The 15,021-nt window shown below is 74.9% G+C and carries 13 protein-coding genes; 3 read left to right on the top strand and 10 right to left on the bottom strand.

The window, feature by feature from the left end; translation table 11 throughout:
• Nucleotide 1: 1 nt before the first annotated feature.
• From INN71_RS10075 to INN71_RS10045, 7 genes are all read right to left on the bottom strand, one after another.
• Complete coding sequence (locus tag INN71_RS10075; RefSeq protein ID WP_277498260.1) at nucleotides 2-385, bottom strand: DUF3037 domain-containing protein; 384 nt, start codon at nucleotides 383-385, stop codon at nucleotides 2-4.
• The gene (locus INN71_RS10070; protein WP_277498259.1) at nucleotides 382-1,146 is read right to left on the bottom strand and encodes a HipA family kinase; all 765 of its coding nucleotides are present in this window, start codon (nucleotides 1,144-1,146) and stop codon (nucleotides 382-384) included. The genes INN71_RS10075 and INN71_RS10070 overlap by 4 nt, the downstream gene beginning before the upstream one ends.
• Complete coding sequence (locus tag INN71_RS10065) at nucleotides 1,143-1,988, bottom strand: PPK2 family polyphosphate kinase (RefSeq protein ID WP_277498257.1); 846 nt, start codon at nucleotides 1,986-1,988, stop codon at nucleotides 1,143-1,145. Before INN71_RS10065 ends, INN71_RS10070 begins: the two co-directional genes overlap by 4 nt.
• A 23-nt stretch (nucleotides 1,989-2,011) precedes the next feature.
• The gene (locus tag INN71_RS10060; protein WP_277498256.1) at nucleotides 2,012-2,596 is read right to left on the bottom strand and encodes a regulatory protein RecX; all 585 of its coding nucleotides are present in this window, start codon (nucleotides 2,594-2,596) and stop codon (nucleotides 2,012-2,014) included.
• A complete protein-coding gene (recA, locus tag INN71_RS10055; protein ID WP_277498255.1) occupies nucleotides 2,586-3,623 on the bottom strand; it encodes a recombinase RecA in 1,038 nt (345 codons plus the stop codon). Before recA ends, INN71_RS10060 begins: the two co-directional genes overlap by 11 nt.
• Before the next feature lie 231 nt (nucleotides 3,624-3,854).
• Nucleotides 3,855-4,049 (bottom strand): DUF3046 domain-containing protein, encoded by a 195-nt coding sequence (locus INN71_RS10050; RefSeq protein ID WP_277498254.1) that lies wholly within the window; start codon nucleotides 4,047-4,049, stop codon nucleotides 3,855-3,857.
• Nucleotides 4,046-4,675 carry a DinB family protein gene (locus INN71_RS10045; RefSeq protein ID WP_277498253.1) on the bottom strand — a complete coding sequence of 210 codons (630 nt, stop codon included), beginning with the start codon at nucleotides 4,673-4,675 and terminating at the stop codon, nucleotides 4,046-4,048. The genes INN71_RS10050 and INN71_RS10045 overlap by 4 nt, the downstream gene beginning before the upstream one ends.
• A 41-nt stretch (nucleotides 4,676-4,716) precedes the next feature.
• On the opposite strand from INN71_RS10045, the gene INN71_RS10040 reads away from it, so the two are divergent.
• The 3 genes from INN71_RS10040 to INN71_RS10030 all read left to right on the top strand — a co-directional run bounded on the left by INN71_RS10040 (nucleotide 4,717) and on the right by INN71_RS10030 (nucleotide 10,903).
• Complete coding sequence (locus INN71_RS10040) at nucleotides 4,717-5,247, top strand: GNAT family N-acetyltransferase (protein ID WP_277498252.1); 531 nt, start codon at nucleotides 4,717-4,719, stop codon at nucleotides 5,245-5,247.
• Nucleotides 5,248-5,319: 72 nt separating this feature from the next.
• Nucleotides 5,320-10,110: an ATP-dependent helicase gene (locus tag INN71_RS10035; protein WP_301800180.1), complete on the top strand. Its 4,791-nt coding sequence runs from the start codon at nucleotides 5,320-5,322 to the stop codon at nucleotides 10,108-10,110.
• On the top strand, nucleotides 10,097-10,903 hold the full coding sequence (locus INN71_RS10030) for a DNA-formamidopyrimidine glycosylase family protein (RefSeq protein WP_277501076.1): 807 nt from the start codon (nucleotides 10,097-10,099) through the stop codon (nucleotides 10,901-10,903). The genes INN71_RS10035 and INN71_RS10030 overlap by 14 nt, the downstream gene beginning before the upstream one ends.
• 67 nt (nucleotides 10,904-10,970) lie before the next feature.
• On the opposite strand, the gene INN71_RS10025 is transcribed toward INN71_RS10030, so the two are convergent.
• The 3 genes from INN71_RS10025 to INN71_RS10015 are packed head-to-tail and all read right to left on the bottom strand — an operon-like array spanning nucleotide 10,971 to nucleotide 14,974.
• Complete coding sequence (locus INN71_RS10025) at nucleotides 10,971-11,285, bottom strand: helix-turn-helix domain-containing protein (protein ID WP_277501075.1); 315 nt, start codon at nucleotides 11,283-11,285, stop codon at nucleotides 10,971-10,973.
• Nucleotides 11,286-11,326: 41 nt separating this feature from the next.
• Nucleotides 11,327-11,833, bottom strand: coding sequence for a CinA family protein (locus INN71_RS10020; RefSeq protein ID WP_277501074.1), 507 nt, complete (start codon nucleotides 11,831-11,833; stop codon nucleotides 11,327-11,329).
• A gap of 21 nt (nucleotides 11,834-11,854) precedes the next feature.
• On the bottom strand, nucleotides 11,855-14,974 hold the full coding sequence (locus tag INN71_RS10015) for an ExeM/NucH family extracellular endonuclease (protein ID WP_277501073.1): 3,120 nt from the start codon (nucleotides 14,972-14,974) through the stop codon (nucleotides 11,855-11,857).
• Nucleotides 14,975-15,021 lie beyond the last annotated feature (47 nt).

The following is a 15,021-nucleotide window of genomic DNA, read 5'->3' as shown; positions in this document are numbered from 1 at the left end:
GTCACACCAGCAGGTCCCGCAGCCGGGCGAGCTCGGCTGCGGGATCCGTCGTCAGCCCGCCGTGCACGGGGCCGGGCTGCACGACGGTGCTGCGCGGCGCCTTGAGGAAGCCGAAGCGCACGCCGATCGGGTGCGTCGCCGCCGACCCCGCCCGCTCGTCGGCGGCGCAGACCCCGTCGACGAAGTCGAGCGCCCGGCACAGGGTGGCGAGGTCGAGGGCGGGGAAGGCGGCGGTGAGCCGCTCCTCGTCGACGTGCCACGCCACGGCGAGGAAGCTGCGCGCCTCGCAGTAGAGCAGCACGCCGACGTTGAGGAACTCCTCGCGGTCCACGCGCGGCACGCAGCGGAGCACGACGTACTGGTACGGCGACCGCTCCCCGCTCACGCGTCGGCTCCCGGCAGCCAGGCGCGGGTGCCGAGGCGGGCGCCGAGGAAGCGCACGTACGCCGCGCGCAGCTCCGCGGGGGTCGCGGCTCCCGGCACGGGCTCGAGCCACTCGTCCGGCACCTGGGCCACCACGTCGGCGAGGACGTCGGGGCCCAGCAGTGCACGGCCCCGGGCGTCGACCTCGGCGAGGTCGCCGGCGCGGTCGGCGAAGACGTGGTCGCTGACGTCCCAGCGCTGCGCCGCGAACCGGGCCGGGTCGGTGACTCCGCCGCTCCACGCGTGGTGGAAGTAGAGCGAGGCCCCGTGGTCGATCGCCCAGGTGCGCCCGTGCCACCGCAGCAGGTTGGGGTTGCGCCACGAGCGGTCGACGTTGGCCGTCAGCGCGTCGAGCCACAGGATGCGTGGTGCCACCTCCGTGTCCTCCTCGACGGACCGGTCGAACCCGAAGGCCCCGGGCAGGAAGTCGACCCCCAGGTTCAGACCGACGCTGGCCCGCAGCAGGTCCTGGACCTCCTCGTCGGCCTCGTAGCGGGCCAGGTCGCGGTGCAGCTCCAGGGCGACGAGCCGCGGGGTGGGGATGTCGAGACGCTGGGCGAGCCCGCTGACGACGACCTCCGCGACGAGCACCCGCAGGCCCTGGCCGGCACCACGGAACTTGCACACGTAGGTGCCGAGGTCGTCGGCCTCGACGAGGCCGGGCAGGCTCCCCCCCTCCCGCAGCGGCGCGACGTACCGCGTGACGTGCTGGAGCGGGATCACGACAGCGGGTCCTCCTCGACCAGCCGACGGCGCTGCTCGGCGGGGTCGAACGACGCGGTGGGCCACTGCAGGTCCAGCGCCCGCAGCTCGGCCAGCAGCAGGTGGGCCACCGCCAGGTTGCGGTACCACTTCGACTCGGCGGGTACGACGTGCCACGGCGCCCCGGGCCGGTGCGTCTCGGTGATCGCCCGCTCGTAGGCCCCCTGGTAGTCGGCCCACAGGGCGCGGTCGTCGATGTCGGCCGGGCTGAACTTCCAGTGCTTCGCGGGCTCGTCGAGACGGGCGAGCAGCCGGTCGCGCTGCTCCTCGGGCGAGATGTGCAGCATCACCTTGACGACGCGGACGCCGTCGGCGACCAGGTCGGCCTCGAAGTCGCGGATCGCTGCGTAGCGGCGGTCCACCTCCTCGGCCGGCACCAGTGAGCGCACCCGGGCGATGAGCACGTCCTCGTAGTGCGAGCGGTCGAACACGCCGATGCGGCCCGGGGCCGGCAGCCGCGAGCGGACGCGCCACAGGAAGTCGTGCTCGAGCTCCTCGGGCGTCGGGGTGCCGAAGGAGGCGATCGCCACGCCCTGCGGGTCCAGGGACCCGATCACCTTCCGCACCGTGCCGCCCTTGCCGGACGTGTCCATCCCCTGCAGCACGAGCAGCACGCGTCGTGCGTCGGGCCGGGTGCGTCCCTCGGCGAAGAGACGCTCCTGCAGGTCGGTGAGCTCGGCGACGACCGTGCTCAGCTCCTCCTTGCCCGCGGCCTTGCCGCCGTCGAAGCCGGGCGTGGCGCCCGGGTCGATGTCGGCCAGGGAGAAGGCGCCGTCGGGTGCGCGCAGCAGCGAGGTGTCCACCGCGCCACTATGGCACCCGGGGCTCAGTCGTCGGCCGGCTCGTGGTCGGAGTCGTCGACCTCGCGGCCCTGGCGGCGCAGCTCGTCGCTGACGACGGCGTACGCCGTGCCGGGGCTGTACCCCTTCCGGGCGAGCATGCCGACGAGGCGACGGGTGGCCACCGGGGCCTCGACCCCCGAGAGGGAGCGGAGCCGCTTGCGCACCAGCGCCCGGGCCGTCGCCGTCTCGTCGTCGGGCTCGATCTCGTCGAGGGCCTCGCGGGCGACCTCGTCGTCGACGCCCTTGCGGCGCAGCTCCTGGGCCAGCGCCCGGCGCGCCAGGCCCTTCGCGGACCGGCGCCCGTCCACCCACGTGCGGGCGAAGGCGGCGTCGTCGACGAGGCCGACCTCCTCGAACCGGTCGAGGAGGCGGCTCGCGACGTCCGCCGGGACCTCGCGCGCGGCCAGCTTGTCGGCCAGCTCCTTGCGGCTGCGCGCCCGCCCCGTCAGCTGGTCGAGCAGGATCGTGCGGGCGACCTGCTCGACGTCGGCGTCGGGGCCCTCCGCCACCGGGTCGGGCGGCGGAGGGGCGTCGAGCAGCGCGCGCAGCTCGGCGGGATCAGAAGTCATCGACGCCGATCGGCTCCGCCGGCTGGTCGACCTGCGGACCCACGCCGAGCTTCTCGAGGATCTTCTTCTCCAGCTCGTCGGCCAGGTCGGGGTTGTCGCGCAGGAAGTTGCGCGCGTTCTCCTTGCCCTGGCCCAGCTGGTCGCCGTCGTAGGTGTACCAGGCACCCGCCTTGCGGACGAGGCCCGACTCCACGCCCACGTCGATGAGGCCACCCTCGCGGCTGATGCCCTTGCCGTACATGATGTCGAACTCGGCCTGCTTGAACGGCGGTGCGACCTTGTTCTTCACGACCTTCACGCGGGTGCGGTTGCCGACCGAGTCAGTGCCGTCCTTCAGCGTCTCGATGCGCCGCACGTCGAGGCGGACCGAGGAGTAGAACTTCAGCGCCCGGCCACCCGTGGTGGTCTCGGGCGAGCCGAACATGACGCCGATCTTCTCGCGCAGCTGGTTGATGAAGATCGCCGTCGTGCCGGCGCCGTTGAGCGCACCGGTCATCTTGCGGAGCGCCTGGCTCATGAGGCGGGCCTGGAGACCGACGTGGCTGTCACCCATCTCGCCCTCGATCTCGGCGCGGGGCACGAGCGCCGCGACCGAGTCGATGACGATGAGGGAGAGCGCGCCGGAGCGCACCAGCATGTCGGCGATCTCCAGCGCCTGCTCGCCCGAGTCGGGCTGCGAGACGAGGAGCGCGTCGGTGTCGACGCCCAGCGCCTTCGCGTAGTCGGGGTCGAGCGCGTGCTCCGCGTCGATGAACGCCACGATGCCCCCGGCGCGCTGGGCGCTGGCGACCGCGTGGAGCGCGACGGTCGTCTTTCCCGACGACTCCGGGCCGTAGATCTCGACGACGCGCCCGCGCGGGAGCCCGCCGAGGCCGAGGGCCACGTCGAGGGCGATCGAGCCCGTCGGGATGACCTCCAGGGGAGCGCGGGCGTCGTCACCCAGACGCATCACCGAGCCCTTGCCGAACTGCTTCTCGATGCTCGCGAGCGCCGTGTCGAGCGCCTTGCCGCGGTCTGCACCAGCCATGGTGTCCATCCCCTCCGAGCTCGTGGCCCGAGTCCAGCGGCAGCGTGCGCTGCCTGTGTCGTTCGCGTGGGCACGACGCTAGGACGAGCCACCGACAACGGTGGTGTGCCGCCGGCGCCTGGGGAGATCTCGACCCGATCTCGTGCCTGTGTGGGAAAAGCGTAGACGAACAGGTGTTCGATGTCAGGCAGGACCCGTGCGCGGCGTGTCGGCGCGTCCGGGTCGCCCCGCTCAGCGCTCGGAGTCGGGCAGCTCGAGCGCGCGGTGCACCACCGCCCAGACCTCGCGCGGGTCGACCCCGGCGTCGAGCGCCTCCACCACCGTGCGGTTGCCGAGCGCCGGGTGCACCTGCGTCTGGGCCCAGGAGCGTGCGAGGCGGGGACCGACCGCGACCTCGAGACGCGCCCAGAGCTCGGTGTGCCTCACGCCCGCTCCCCCGGCGTCGCGACCGCCGGCGGGGCCGCGGGGGTGCGCGGCGCCGTACGGGCGGCGGCGGGCAGGGCGTCCCGCACCGGGGAGCCGACGTCGTGCAGGTGGTGGACGACGTCGTGCAGGTGGTACTGCCCCAGCGAGACCAGGGTGAAGGCGGAGCCGTTGCTGCGCAGGCCCGTGCGGGCGAGGTCGCCGGGACCCACCTGCGCGTAGCGGTGCGCCACCTCCTCGGCGGCCTCGGCCAGCTCGTCGGCCACCACCGCCGGGTCCTGCTCGTGGTAGCGCCCGGCGACGGCGGCCGCGTCCTGGTCCCAGTTCGCGAACCGGGCCGGCCCGGGGTCGGTCCCCAGCACGAGCGCCAGGCGCTCGTCGAAGACCCGGTGCACGTCGCGGACGTGCGCGCCGTACTCCAGCGGGGACCACGTGCCCGGCCGCGGCCGCTCCGCGGCGCCCGGGCGGGCCAGGACGCGGTGCCACGCCTCGGCCGTGACGGACAGCAGCGACGGCAGGTCCTCGACGTCGAGGGCGCCGCTGGCGGTCCCGCAGTCGGGGCACGGCCGGTCCAGGACCCAGGTCCAGTCCTTGAGGTCCGGCGCCGGCGCCTCCCACGAGCTGCTCACCCCCGCATCCTCTCAAGGCCCACCTGGGCGATGATGGGCGGATGGCCGAGTACGCGACCCGCTCCGCGAACGAGCGCGACCTGCCCCGGATCGCCGCCATCTACAACCACGCCGTCGAGCACTCGCTCGCCACGTTCGACCTCGAGCCCCCCGACACCGACTACTGGCGCGCCCGCCTCGACGGCGAGCACCCGGGCGACCACCTCCTCGTCGCCGTCGACGCACACGACCACGCGGTGGGCTACGCCTACTCCTGGTCGTTCCGCCCCCGTCCCGCCTACGCGCTGACGCGGGAGACGTCGATCTACCTCGACGGCTCGGTGCGCGGCCGCGGCGTCGGCCGGATGCTCTACCCGGCCCTGCTGCAGACCATGGCGGTCTCCGGCGTGCACACCGCGATCGCGGCCGTCGCGCTGCCGAACCCCGCCAGCGAGCGGCTGCACGTGGCGTGCGGGTTCGCCAAGGTCGGCGAGTTCAAGGAGGTCGGCAACAAGTTCGACCACTGGGTCGACATGGCGTTCTACCAGCGGATGCTCGTCAACATCCCGACGGGCGACGCCGTCCTCGACTGACCCGGGGCGGCCCCGGGCGGCCCCGGGCGCAGCGGTCCGGGACTGTCGGTGCGGCCTGTCAAGATGTCCGGCATGGTCGGACCCCCCTCGGCGCTGGAGCGCTTCAGCCCGGTGACGCAGGCGTGGTTCCGCGCCGCGTTCCCCGCGCCGACGCCCGCGCAGGAGGGCGCCTGGAACGCGATCGGCACCGGCCGGCACGCGCTGGTCGTCGCACCCACGGGCTCGGGCAAGACCCTCTCGGCGTTCCTGTCGGCCATCGACCGGTTGTTCTCGACGCCCCCGCCGGAGGAGGCCGCTCACCGCTGCCGGGTGCTCTACGTCTCGCCCCTGAAGGCCCTCGCCGTCGACGTCGAGCGCAACCTGCGCTCCCCCCTCGTGGGCATCCGCGCGACCGGCGAGCGTCTCGGTGTCGAGGTGCCACCGGTGGCCGTCGGGGTGCGCTCGGGCGACACGTCGGCCGCCGACCGCCGCCGCCTCGGCACCCGGCCGCCCGACATCCTCATCACCACCCCCGAGTCCCTCTTCCTCATGCTCACCTCCCAGGCCCGCGAGAGCCTGCGGGGCGTCGAGACCGTGATCCTCGACGAGGTGCACGCCGTCGCCGGCAGCAAGCGCGGGGCCCACCTCGCGGTCACCCTCGAGCGGCTGGACGCCCTCCTGCCGCAGCCCGCCCAGCGGATCGGGCTCTCCGCGACCGTGCGCCCCATCGAGGAGGTGGCGCGCTTCCTCGGCGGCGGCGCCCCGGTCGACGTCGTCGCGCCGCCCTCGGAGAAGGCGTGGGAGCTCGAGGTCGCCGTCCCGGTCGAGGACATGACGACTCCGGGCGAGTACGACGAGACCGACCCCGACAGCGGTCGCGCCGCCTCGTCGATCTGGCCGCACGTGGAGAACCGCGTGCTCGACCTCGTCGAGGCCCACCGCTCCACCATCGTCTTCGCCAACTCGCGCCGGGTCGCCGAGCGCCTGACCGCCCGCCTCAACGAGCTGGCGGCCGAGCGGCACGAGGAGCGCGCGGCCGCCGAGCCCGACGGGCCCGGCCACGACGCCGACCACGACGCCGACCACGACGCCGACCACGACGCCGACGACCTGCCGCAGCGGCCCGCGCGCTTCCCGGCCGAGGCCGTCGCGCAGTCGGGCACCACGACGGGTGCGGCGCCGCTGGTCGCCCGGGCCCACCACGGGTCGGTCTCCAAGGAGCAGCGGGCGCTCATCGAGGACGATCTCAAGAGCGGGCGCCTGCCCGCGGTCGTCGCGACGAGCAGCCTCGAGCTGGGCATCGACATGGGCGCCGTCGACCTCGTCGTGCAGATCGGCTCGCCGCCCAGCGTCGCGAGCGCGCTCCAGCGCGTCGGCCGGGCCGGGCACCAGGTCGGCGAGGTCTCCCGCGGCGTCCTGTTCCCCCAGCACCGCGCCGACCTGGCCCCCACGGCCGTCGCCGTGGCGAGCATGCGCTCCGGCGCCATCGAGGCGCTGCGCGTGCCCGCGAACCCGCTGGACGTCCTGGCGCAGCAGGTGGTCGCCACCGTGGCGCTCGAGCCGATCGACGTCGACGCGCTCTACGCCCTGGTGCGGCGGGCCGCGCCGTACGCGACCCTGCCCCGCAGCGCGTTCGACGCGACGCTGGACCTGCTGAGCGGGCGCTACCCCTCCGACGAGTTCGCCGAGCTGCGGCCCCGCGTCGTGTGGGACCGGGTCGCCGGCACCCTGACGGCCCGGCCCGGCGCGCAGCGGCTCGCCGTGACCAGCGGCGGCACGATCCCCGACCGTGGCCTCTTCGGCGTCTTCCTCGTCACCGGCGGCGCCGACGACAAGAACGCCCGCGGCGGACGACGCGTCGGCGAGCTCGACGAGGAGATGGTCTACGAGTCCCGCGTCGGCGACGTGTTCGCGCTGGGCGCGACCAGCTGGCGCATCGAGGACATCACCCACGACCGCGTGCTCGTCACGCCCGCGCCGGGCGTTCCCGGGCGCCTGCCCTTCTGGAAGGGCGACTCCCCCGGCCGCCCCGCCGAGCTCGGCGCCGCGGTGGGGGCGCTGCACCGAGAGCTGGGTGGGCTGCCCCGGGCCGAGGCCGTGGCGCTGGTGCGGGAGCGGGGCCTCGACGCCAACGCCGCGCACAACCTGGTGGAGTACGTCGCGGAGCAGCGCGAGGCGACCAACGTGCTGCCGTCGGACCGCACCCTGCTGCTCGAGCGCTTCCGCGACGAGCTCGGCGACTGGCGCCTCGTGCTCCACTCGCCGTACGGCGTGCCGGTCCACGCCCCGTGGGCGCTCGCGGTCAACGCCCGGATCCGCGAGCGCACCGGCGTCGACGGCCAGGCCACCGCGTTCGACGACGGCATCGTCGTGCGCCTGCCCGACACCGGCGAGGACCCGCCCGGCGCCGAGGTGTTCGCGTTCGAGGCGGACGAGCTCAACGACCTGGTGACCGCCGAGGTCGGCTCGTCGTCGCTGTTCGCGTCCCGCTTCCGCGAGTCCGCGGCGCGGGCCCTGCTGCTCCCCCGCCGCGACCCCGGCCGCCGCTCCCCGCTGTGGCAGCAGCGGCAGCGGGCCTCGCAGCTGCTGGAGGTGGCGTCGAAGTACCCGGCGTTCCCCGTCGTGCTCGAGACGGTGCGTGAGTGCCTGCAGGACGTCTACGACCTGCCCGGCCTCCTCGGGCTCCAGGCGCAGGTCGAGCGGCGCGAGGTGCAGCTCGTGGACGTCGAGACGCCCTCCCCGTCGCCGTTCGCCCGCACCCTGCTGTTCGGGTACGTCGCGCAGTTCCTCTACGAGGGCGACTCCCCGCTCGCGGAACGTCGGGCTGCCGCCCTGTCGCTCGACCCCACCCTCCTGGCGGAGCTGCTGGGCCGCACCGAGCTGCGCGACCTGCTGGACCCCGAGGTGCTGGCCGAGGTCGAGGCCGAGCTCCAGCGGCTCGCGCCCGACCGGCGCGCCCGGGACGCCGAGGGCGTCGCCGACCTCCTGCGCCTCGTCGGCCCGCTCACCCCCGAGGAGGTCGTCGCCCGTTCGACCGCCGACCCGGACGAGACGGCCGCCTGGGTGGCGGCGCTCGTCGAGGCCCGCCGCGTCGTCACGGTCCGCGTCGCGGGCGAGGAGCGGCACGCGGTGGTCGAGGACGTGGCCCGCCTGCGCGACGCGCTCGGCGTCCCGGTCCCCCCGGGGGTCCCGGAGGTGTTCGGCGAGCAGGTCGAGGACCCGCTCGGCGACCTGGTCGCCCGCTACGCCCGCAGCCACGGGCCGTTCACCACCGCCGACGTCGCGGATCGGTTCGGTCTCGGTCCGGCCGTCGTCACCACCACCCTGGTGCGGCTCGGCGCCCAGGGCCGCGTGGTCGACGGCGAGTTCCGGCCGGGCGGCAGCGGCGGCGAGTGGTGCGACGCCGAGGTGCTGCGCCGCGTGCGCCGTCGCTCGCTGGCCCGGCTGCGCCAGGAGGTCGAGCCCGTCGACCCGGGTGCCCTCGGCCGCTTCCTGCCCGCCTGGCAGCAGGTGGCCGAGGCCGAGCAGCCGCAGCCCGACGGGTCGCGTCCGATGCCGCGGCAACCGGCGCGCCGGGGCGGGCTGCACGGCGTCGACGGGGTGCTCACCGCCGTCGACCAGCTCGCCGGGTGCGCGGTGCCCGCCTCGGCGTGGGAGACGCTCGTGCTGCCGGCGCGGGTGCGTGACTACGTGCCGGCGTACCTCGACGAGCTCACCGCGAGCGGCGAGGTGATCTGGGCCGGGCACGGCGCGCTCCCGGGCGCGGACGGCTGGGTCTCGCTGCACCTCGCGGACAGCGCCGACCTCACGGTGCCGCTGCCCGCGCCGTACGACGCGTCCGAGCTGCACGACCGGGTGCTCGAGGCGCTCCAGCCGGGTGGCGCCTACTTCTTCCGCCAGCTGGGCCAGGCCGCCGGCACCCTGGACGACGGCGCCCTCGCCGCCGCGCTGTGGGACCTCGTGTGGGCGGGGCGGGTCACCAACGACACGTTCTCCCCCGTGCGCGACCGCGTGGGTGGCTCCGGCGCGCACCGTTCCCGGCGACCCGCGCCCCGCTCGCGCGGTGTCGGGGTGCGCGGCCGGGGGCCGCTGGGGGGCGGGACCGCCCGTCCGGCGACGCCCCGCTCCGGCGGCGTCCCCGTCGGCACGTCCGGCCGCTGGTCGCTCGTGCCGGAGGCGGACGACGACGCGACCCGCCGGGGTCACGCCGCCGCGGAGCTGATGCTGGCCCGCCACGGCGTCGTCACCCGCGGCGCGGCGGTCAGCGAGCGCCTGCCGGGCGGGTTCGCGGCCGTCTACAAGGTGCTCTCCGCGTTCGAGGAGTCCGGACGGTGCCGGCGGGGCTACTTCGTCGGCAGCCTGGGCGCCGCCCAGTTCGGCACCACGGGCGCCGTCGACCGCCTGCGCACGTTCGCCGAGCCCGCCGGCGGCGTGGACGGCTCGTCGACGCCCCCGGCGACGCACGTGCTGGCCGCGACCGACCCGGCCAACCCGTTCGGCGCGGCGCTCGCCTGGCCCGACCGCCCGGCCGCCGACGCCGCGACCGACGGCGCGGGCGGCACCGACGCCCCGGGCCGCGCGAGCGGGCACCGCCCCGGGCGCAAGGCCGGCGCCGTCGTCGTGCTCGTGGACGGCGAGCTCGTGCTGTACGTCGAGCGGGGCGGGCGCACGCTGCTGACGTTCACCGACGACTCCGACACCCTGACCCGGGCCGCCCACGGCCTGGCCGGCACCGTGCGCCGCGGCGGTCTCGGGCGCCTCACCGTCGAGCAGGCCGACGGCAGCCAGCTGCTGGGGGCCCCCGACACCCCGCTGCGCCGGGCGCTGGCCGCCGCCGGGTTCACCACGACGCCGAAGGGGCTGCACCTCCGTGCCCGAGGGTGACACCGTCTACCGCGCCGCCCGCGGGCTCGACCGCGCCCTGGCCGGGCGGGTGCTCGACGTCGTCGACCTGCGGGTGCCGCGGCTGGCGACGGTCGACCTCGCCGGCTCCCGGCACGTGGCGACGGTCCCGCGCGGCAAGCACCTGCTGACCCGCCTCGAGCACGACACCGGGGAGTGGACCCTCCACACCCACCTCAAGATGGAGGGGGTCTGGCACACGTACGCCGCCGGTCAGCGCTGGCGGCGCCCCGCGCACGAGGCCCGCGTGGTGCTGCGCAGCGGTGACGTCAGCGCCGTCGGCTTCGCGCTCGGGGTCGTCGACCTGGTGCTGACCGCCCACGAGGACGAGGTCGTGGGCCACCTCGGGCCCGATCTCCTGGGGCCGGACTGGGACGCCGACGAGGCCACGCGGCGGCTGCTCGCGGACGCGGGGCGGCCGGTCGTCGAGGCCCTCCTCGAGCAGCGCTCGCTCGCCGGCGTGGGCAACGTCTTCGCCAACGAGCTGTGCTTCGTCGCCGGTGTCCACCCGGCGACGCCGGTGGGCGCGGTGGCCCGGCCCGAGCGGCTCGTGCAGCGGGCGCACCAGATGCTCGTGCTCAACAAGGACCGGGCGGTGCGGTGCACCACCGGGGACACGCGCCCGGGCCGCGAGCTGTGGGTGTATGGGCGGGCCCGCAAGCCCTGCCGGCGCTGCGGCACGCCGGTCGTCCGCCAGCTGCGCACCGACGACGAGCACCCCGACCGGGGCGAGCGCACGACGTACTGGTGCCCTCACTGCCAGCCGGAGCAGTGAGCGACACCGCCCGCCCGAGCGGGGCTCGGACGGGCGGTGGTGGACCGGACGGGCGGCGGCCCGAGGCCTAGGCGGCGGAGGCGACGACCTCGCCGGCGGCCGGGCGCGGGTGCACCTTGAGCGGGGTCGCGGCGGCGAGCACCACGGACTCCTCGCGCGCCACCTCGAGGCTGACCTCGCGCAGGACGTCGGAGAGCGGCACCTCGAGGGCGGCGCAGAGCGACGCGAGCAGCTCCGACGACGCCTCCTTCTGGCCGCGCTCGATCTCGGAGATGTAGCCCAGGCTCACGCGGGCTCCCGCGGAGACCTCGCGCAGCGTCATGCCGCGCTGCACGCGCTCACGACGGAGGACGTCACCCAACGAGCGTCGGAAGAGCACCATGCGCCGTCCTTTCACCTCGGTCCCTCGCGTGGGGTGCAACGCTACCCGATGGCCGTTTCATCCCGCGGGAGCCTCGACACCTCGGACAGCAGCAGCGCCAACGCTCCGGCGACGCTGGCGTCCTGGACGGCTGCGCGGTCGCCGGCCAGGTGGAGGCGCTGCGCCCGCGCGGGTCCGGTGGGGCCGGCGATGCCGACGAACACCGTGCCGGGCGGGTGCCCCTCCTGCGGGTCGGGACCGGCCACGCCCGTGGTCGCGACGCCCCACGTCGCGCCGAGCAGGCGTCGTACGCCGGCCGCCATCGCCGCCGCGCACCGGGCGGACACCACCCCGTCGGTCTCGACCACCAGCGAGGGCACGCCGAGCACCGCGACCTTCACGTCGCTGGCGTAGGCCACGACTCCCCCGCGGAACACGCGGGAGGCGCCCGGGACGCCCGTGAGCGCGGCCGCGAGGCGCCCGCCCGTCAACGACTCCGCGACAGCGAGCGAGGCCCCCGACGCGACCAGCGCGTCGAGGGCCTCGGCAGGGACGGTGGGGATGGTCATCCCCCCATCATGGCGGTCGCGTCAGCGTCCGACCTTCACCCCCAGCGTGGCGAACGCGGGGTTGATGGTGGCGTTGCCCTCGTAGTAGATGCTGGCGCGCTGCCAGCCCGCGGTGCGGACCGGCGGCAGCGACACCCGGGCGAAGCCGTTGACGACCTGCACCCGCTGGGCCTGGCCGCCGTACACGACGTTGACCCAGCCGTTGGCCCGGGCACCCGAGGAGTTCCCGACCTCGATGCCGAGCGTGCCGCGGGCACCGGGGGCGATCGGCTGCGGCCAGGCGGCCGTGACGAGCACGGAGCGCGCCTTGTCCACCGTCAGCACGACGCCGCCGGTCGACGGGTACGTCGTGGTGTCGCCCGAGTAGCGCAGACCGATGCGGTAGGTGTTCGGGAGGAGCTGGCGGCGCGGCAGCACGATGGTCGCGCGACCGTCGACGACCTCGGCGCTGCCGAGGACCCGACCGCCCCAGATCGCCTCGACGGTGCCGGTGCCGGCGCCCTCGGTGTCGATCTCGACGGGGATGCGGATGGCGTCGCCGTAGGCACCCGTGGTGGGCGAGGTGACGACCGTCGACTCGACCGGGGCCTGGTCGGCGCTGATGCCGATCACGTGCGGCTCGTGGTCCGACGAGCGGTACGGGTCGGGCGAGTAGAAGTCGGTGGCGTTGTAGTTGTACCGGCTGTACTCGTAGGAGATCGGCTCGACGGCGTTGATCTCCCAGATGTCCGAGCCCGTGACCGTGGCCAGCGCCGCCTCGTTCGCGAGCACGTGGTCCAGCGAGCCCGACTGGCCGCTGAAGCTGTAGCTCCACTCGTCGTCGGACGACAGGTTGGTGTAGCCCGCCTCCTCGAGGACCTGGATCGGGTCCTCCATCGAGTACGAGTTGAAGTCACCGGCGAGGAACACGGCCTCGGTGCCGACCTCGGCCGCCACCTCGTCCGCGAACGTGGTCAGCGCCTGCGCCTGGCGGGTGCGGTCGCCGTTGAAGGCGCCCTGGAGACCGTTGGCGTTGTCGCCCGTGGCGGGCGGGGTCGAGTCGCCCTTGGACTTGAAGTGGTTGACGACGACGGTGAACGCCGAGGAGTCGTCCGCCCCGCGGGCCTTGAACGCCTGGGCCAGCGGCCGGCGGGCGTTCGCGAACGCGGTCGAGTCGAGCAGGATCCGCGAGGAGCCCACCGTCTCGACGTCGGCGCGCTGGTAGATGAACGCCGTGCGGATGACGTCCTCCTCCTCCGGCACGTCACGCGGGGAGGGGACGAACGCCCAGCGGGTCTCGCCGGCGTCGGCGTTGAGCGCCTCCACCAGCGTCGCCAGCGCCAGGTCGCGGTTCTGGCCGAAGGCCGCCGAGTTCTCGATCTCCTCCAGCGACATCACGTCGGCGTCGATGGCGTTGATGGCCGCGACGATCTTCGCCTGCTGGCGCTCCAGGTTCTCCTGGTCGGCGGCACCGCGCGGGCCGTCGGGGTCGCAGCGGTTGTTCGTGACGGGGGCGCCGTCACGGTCCGTGTAGAACGAGCAGGTGCCGAGGCCCGACTCGACGAAGTCCTCACCGGTGGTGCTGAAGTAGTTCAGCACGTTGAAGGTGGCGAGCTGCAGGTCGCCGCCCACCTCCTCCGGAGCCGCGGTGCGGGTGTCCTCGAACGTCGCCGGGGCGGTGCCCTGCGCCGTCAGCTGCGTGGTCGGCTGGTACTTCCACGTGCTGTTGCGGAAGTCGAAGACGACCGGCGCGGTGATCTCGGCGCCCGCGTTGACCCGCACCGAGCGCTCCTGGGTGATCCAGGGCAGCGGGATGTCCTTGTTCGCCCCGCCGTTCGAGCTGGAGAGGAAGTTCGTGCTGGCGCCGTCGTCGAGGGTGACGGCACGCGCGGCGTTGTCGGCCTGCACGGCCGCGATGGCCTCCGCGTCCTGCGGGTCGGCCACCTCGGTCGGCGTCAGCAGCGGCAGGTCGCCGAGCGCGAGGCCGATCTCGGCGAAGTTGTTGAGGTTGTAGTTGTTCGTGACCGTGTAGGTCTCGGTGGGCGCCACGAGCTCGCCCTCGTACATCTCGCGCGCGGCGCCCGTCCCGGGGAGCGCGAAGGCGCGCGGGGTCACGGCGGTGAGCGGCGTGGACAGCTCGGTCCACGAGCCGGCGCTGGCGTCGACCTGGGTCTGCGACGCGAACTCCGTGGCGGTGCCGACCACCTGGACCGAGTCGCCGACCGCGGGGTACGTCGCGAAGCCGGAGGACCCGCCGTACACGAACACCGCGTCGGAGGCCGAGCCGGCCGCCTTGGCCGCGCCGCCGGTGCCGGCGGTCTGGACGTAGAAACCGTTGAAGCCGCCGGTCGGGTAGGCCGCGGTGACGACACCGGTGGTGGACACCCGCTGGCCGGCCAGCGGGGTGCTCGCACCCGTGCCCTGGATCTGGGCGATGGTGACCGCGGTCGGGGTCTCGGGCTCCGGGTCCGGCTCCGGGTCGGGGTCCGGCGCGGCGCCGGAGGCCTGCGGGGTCGGTGCACCCACGCGGAAGTCGGCGGTGTTGCTGTCGCTGTCGGTGCCCGGCGCGGTGCGCGCGACGCTGGTCGCGTTCGCCGTGCCCGCCGCGGGAGCGGTCTCGAAGCTGGTCGTGGCGGACCCCCAGCCGATCGCGTCGACGAGCGCCGGGTTGCCGGCCAGGTCGCCCGAGCCGGTGAAGGCGCTGGTGCCGTTGAGCAGCAGCACCTGACCGGCGCTGCCCGACATGTTGAACGGCACGCTCGCGTCGGGCGACGGCAGCGCGGGCAGCGTCGTGTTGGACCCGGCCGCTGCCTGCACGAGGAAGTACGAGCCCGGGGCGACCGAGCCCGTCAGCGACTGCACGCCGCCGCTGCCGCCGGCGGCAGAGCGGTACTGCAGCGCCAGGCCGTCCAGCGAGATCGCCGCACCCGTGGGGTTGTAGAGCTCGATGAAGTCGTTGCTGAAGGCGGCGCCGGAGTTGCCGCCACCGCCGTACACCTCGCTGATGACGAGACCGGTGCCGGCCGGGTTGGCCTGGGAGGGTGCCGCCACGAGGCACGTGGCGGCGACGCCGGCGCCGAGGCCGGCGGCGAGGCCGCGGCGGACGCGACTCCTCGTCGCGCGACGCGCGCGGGCTGGCGGGTTCTGCGGAGGTACGGACACGAGCGACCTTTCGGCAGGTGCGGACGCACGCCGAGCCGGCGTCCGGT

Source organism: Nocardioides sp. ChNu-153, from assembly GCF_030466625.1.
Classification (GTDB): Bacteria; Actinomycetota; Actinomycetes; order Propionibacteriales; family Nocardioidaceae; genus Nocardioides.
The sequence above is the reverse complement of the archived record's forward strand: the minus strand, read 5'-3'. Positions and strand labels throughout refer to the sequence as shown.

Coding starts and splice junctions, on each gene's coding strand:
- INN71_RS10060 (WP_277498256.1), bottom strand. CDS start 2,596: ATGACTTCTGATCCCGCCGAGCTGCGCGCGCTGCTCGACGCCCCTCCG.
- recA (WP_277498255.1), bottom strand. CDS start 3,623: ATGGCTGGTGCAGACCGCGGCAAGGCGCTCGACACGGCGCTCGCGAGC.
- INN71_RS10040 (WP_277498252.1), top strand. CDS start 4,717: ATGGCCGAGTACGCGACCCGCTCCGCGAACGAGCGCGACCTGCCCCGG.
- INN71_RS10035 (WP_301800180.1), top strand. CDS start 5,320: ATGGTCGGACCCCCCTCGGCGCTGGAGCGCTTCAGCCCGGTGACGCAG.
- INN71_RS10025 (WP_277501075.1), bottom strand. CDS start 11,285: ATGGTGCTCTTCCGACGCTCGTTGGGTGACGTCCTCCGTCGTGAGCGC.
- INN71_RS10020 (WP_277501074.1), bottom strand. CDS start 11,833: ATGACCATCCCCACCGTCCCTGCCGAGGCCCTCGACGCGCTGGTCGCG.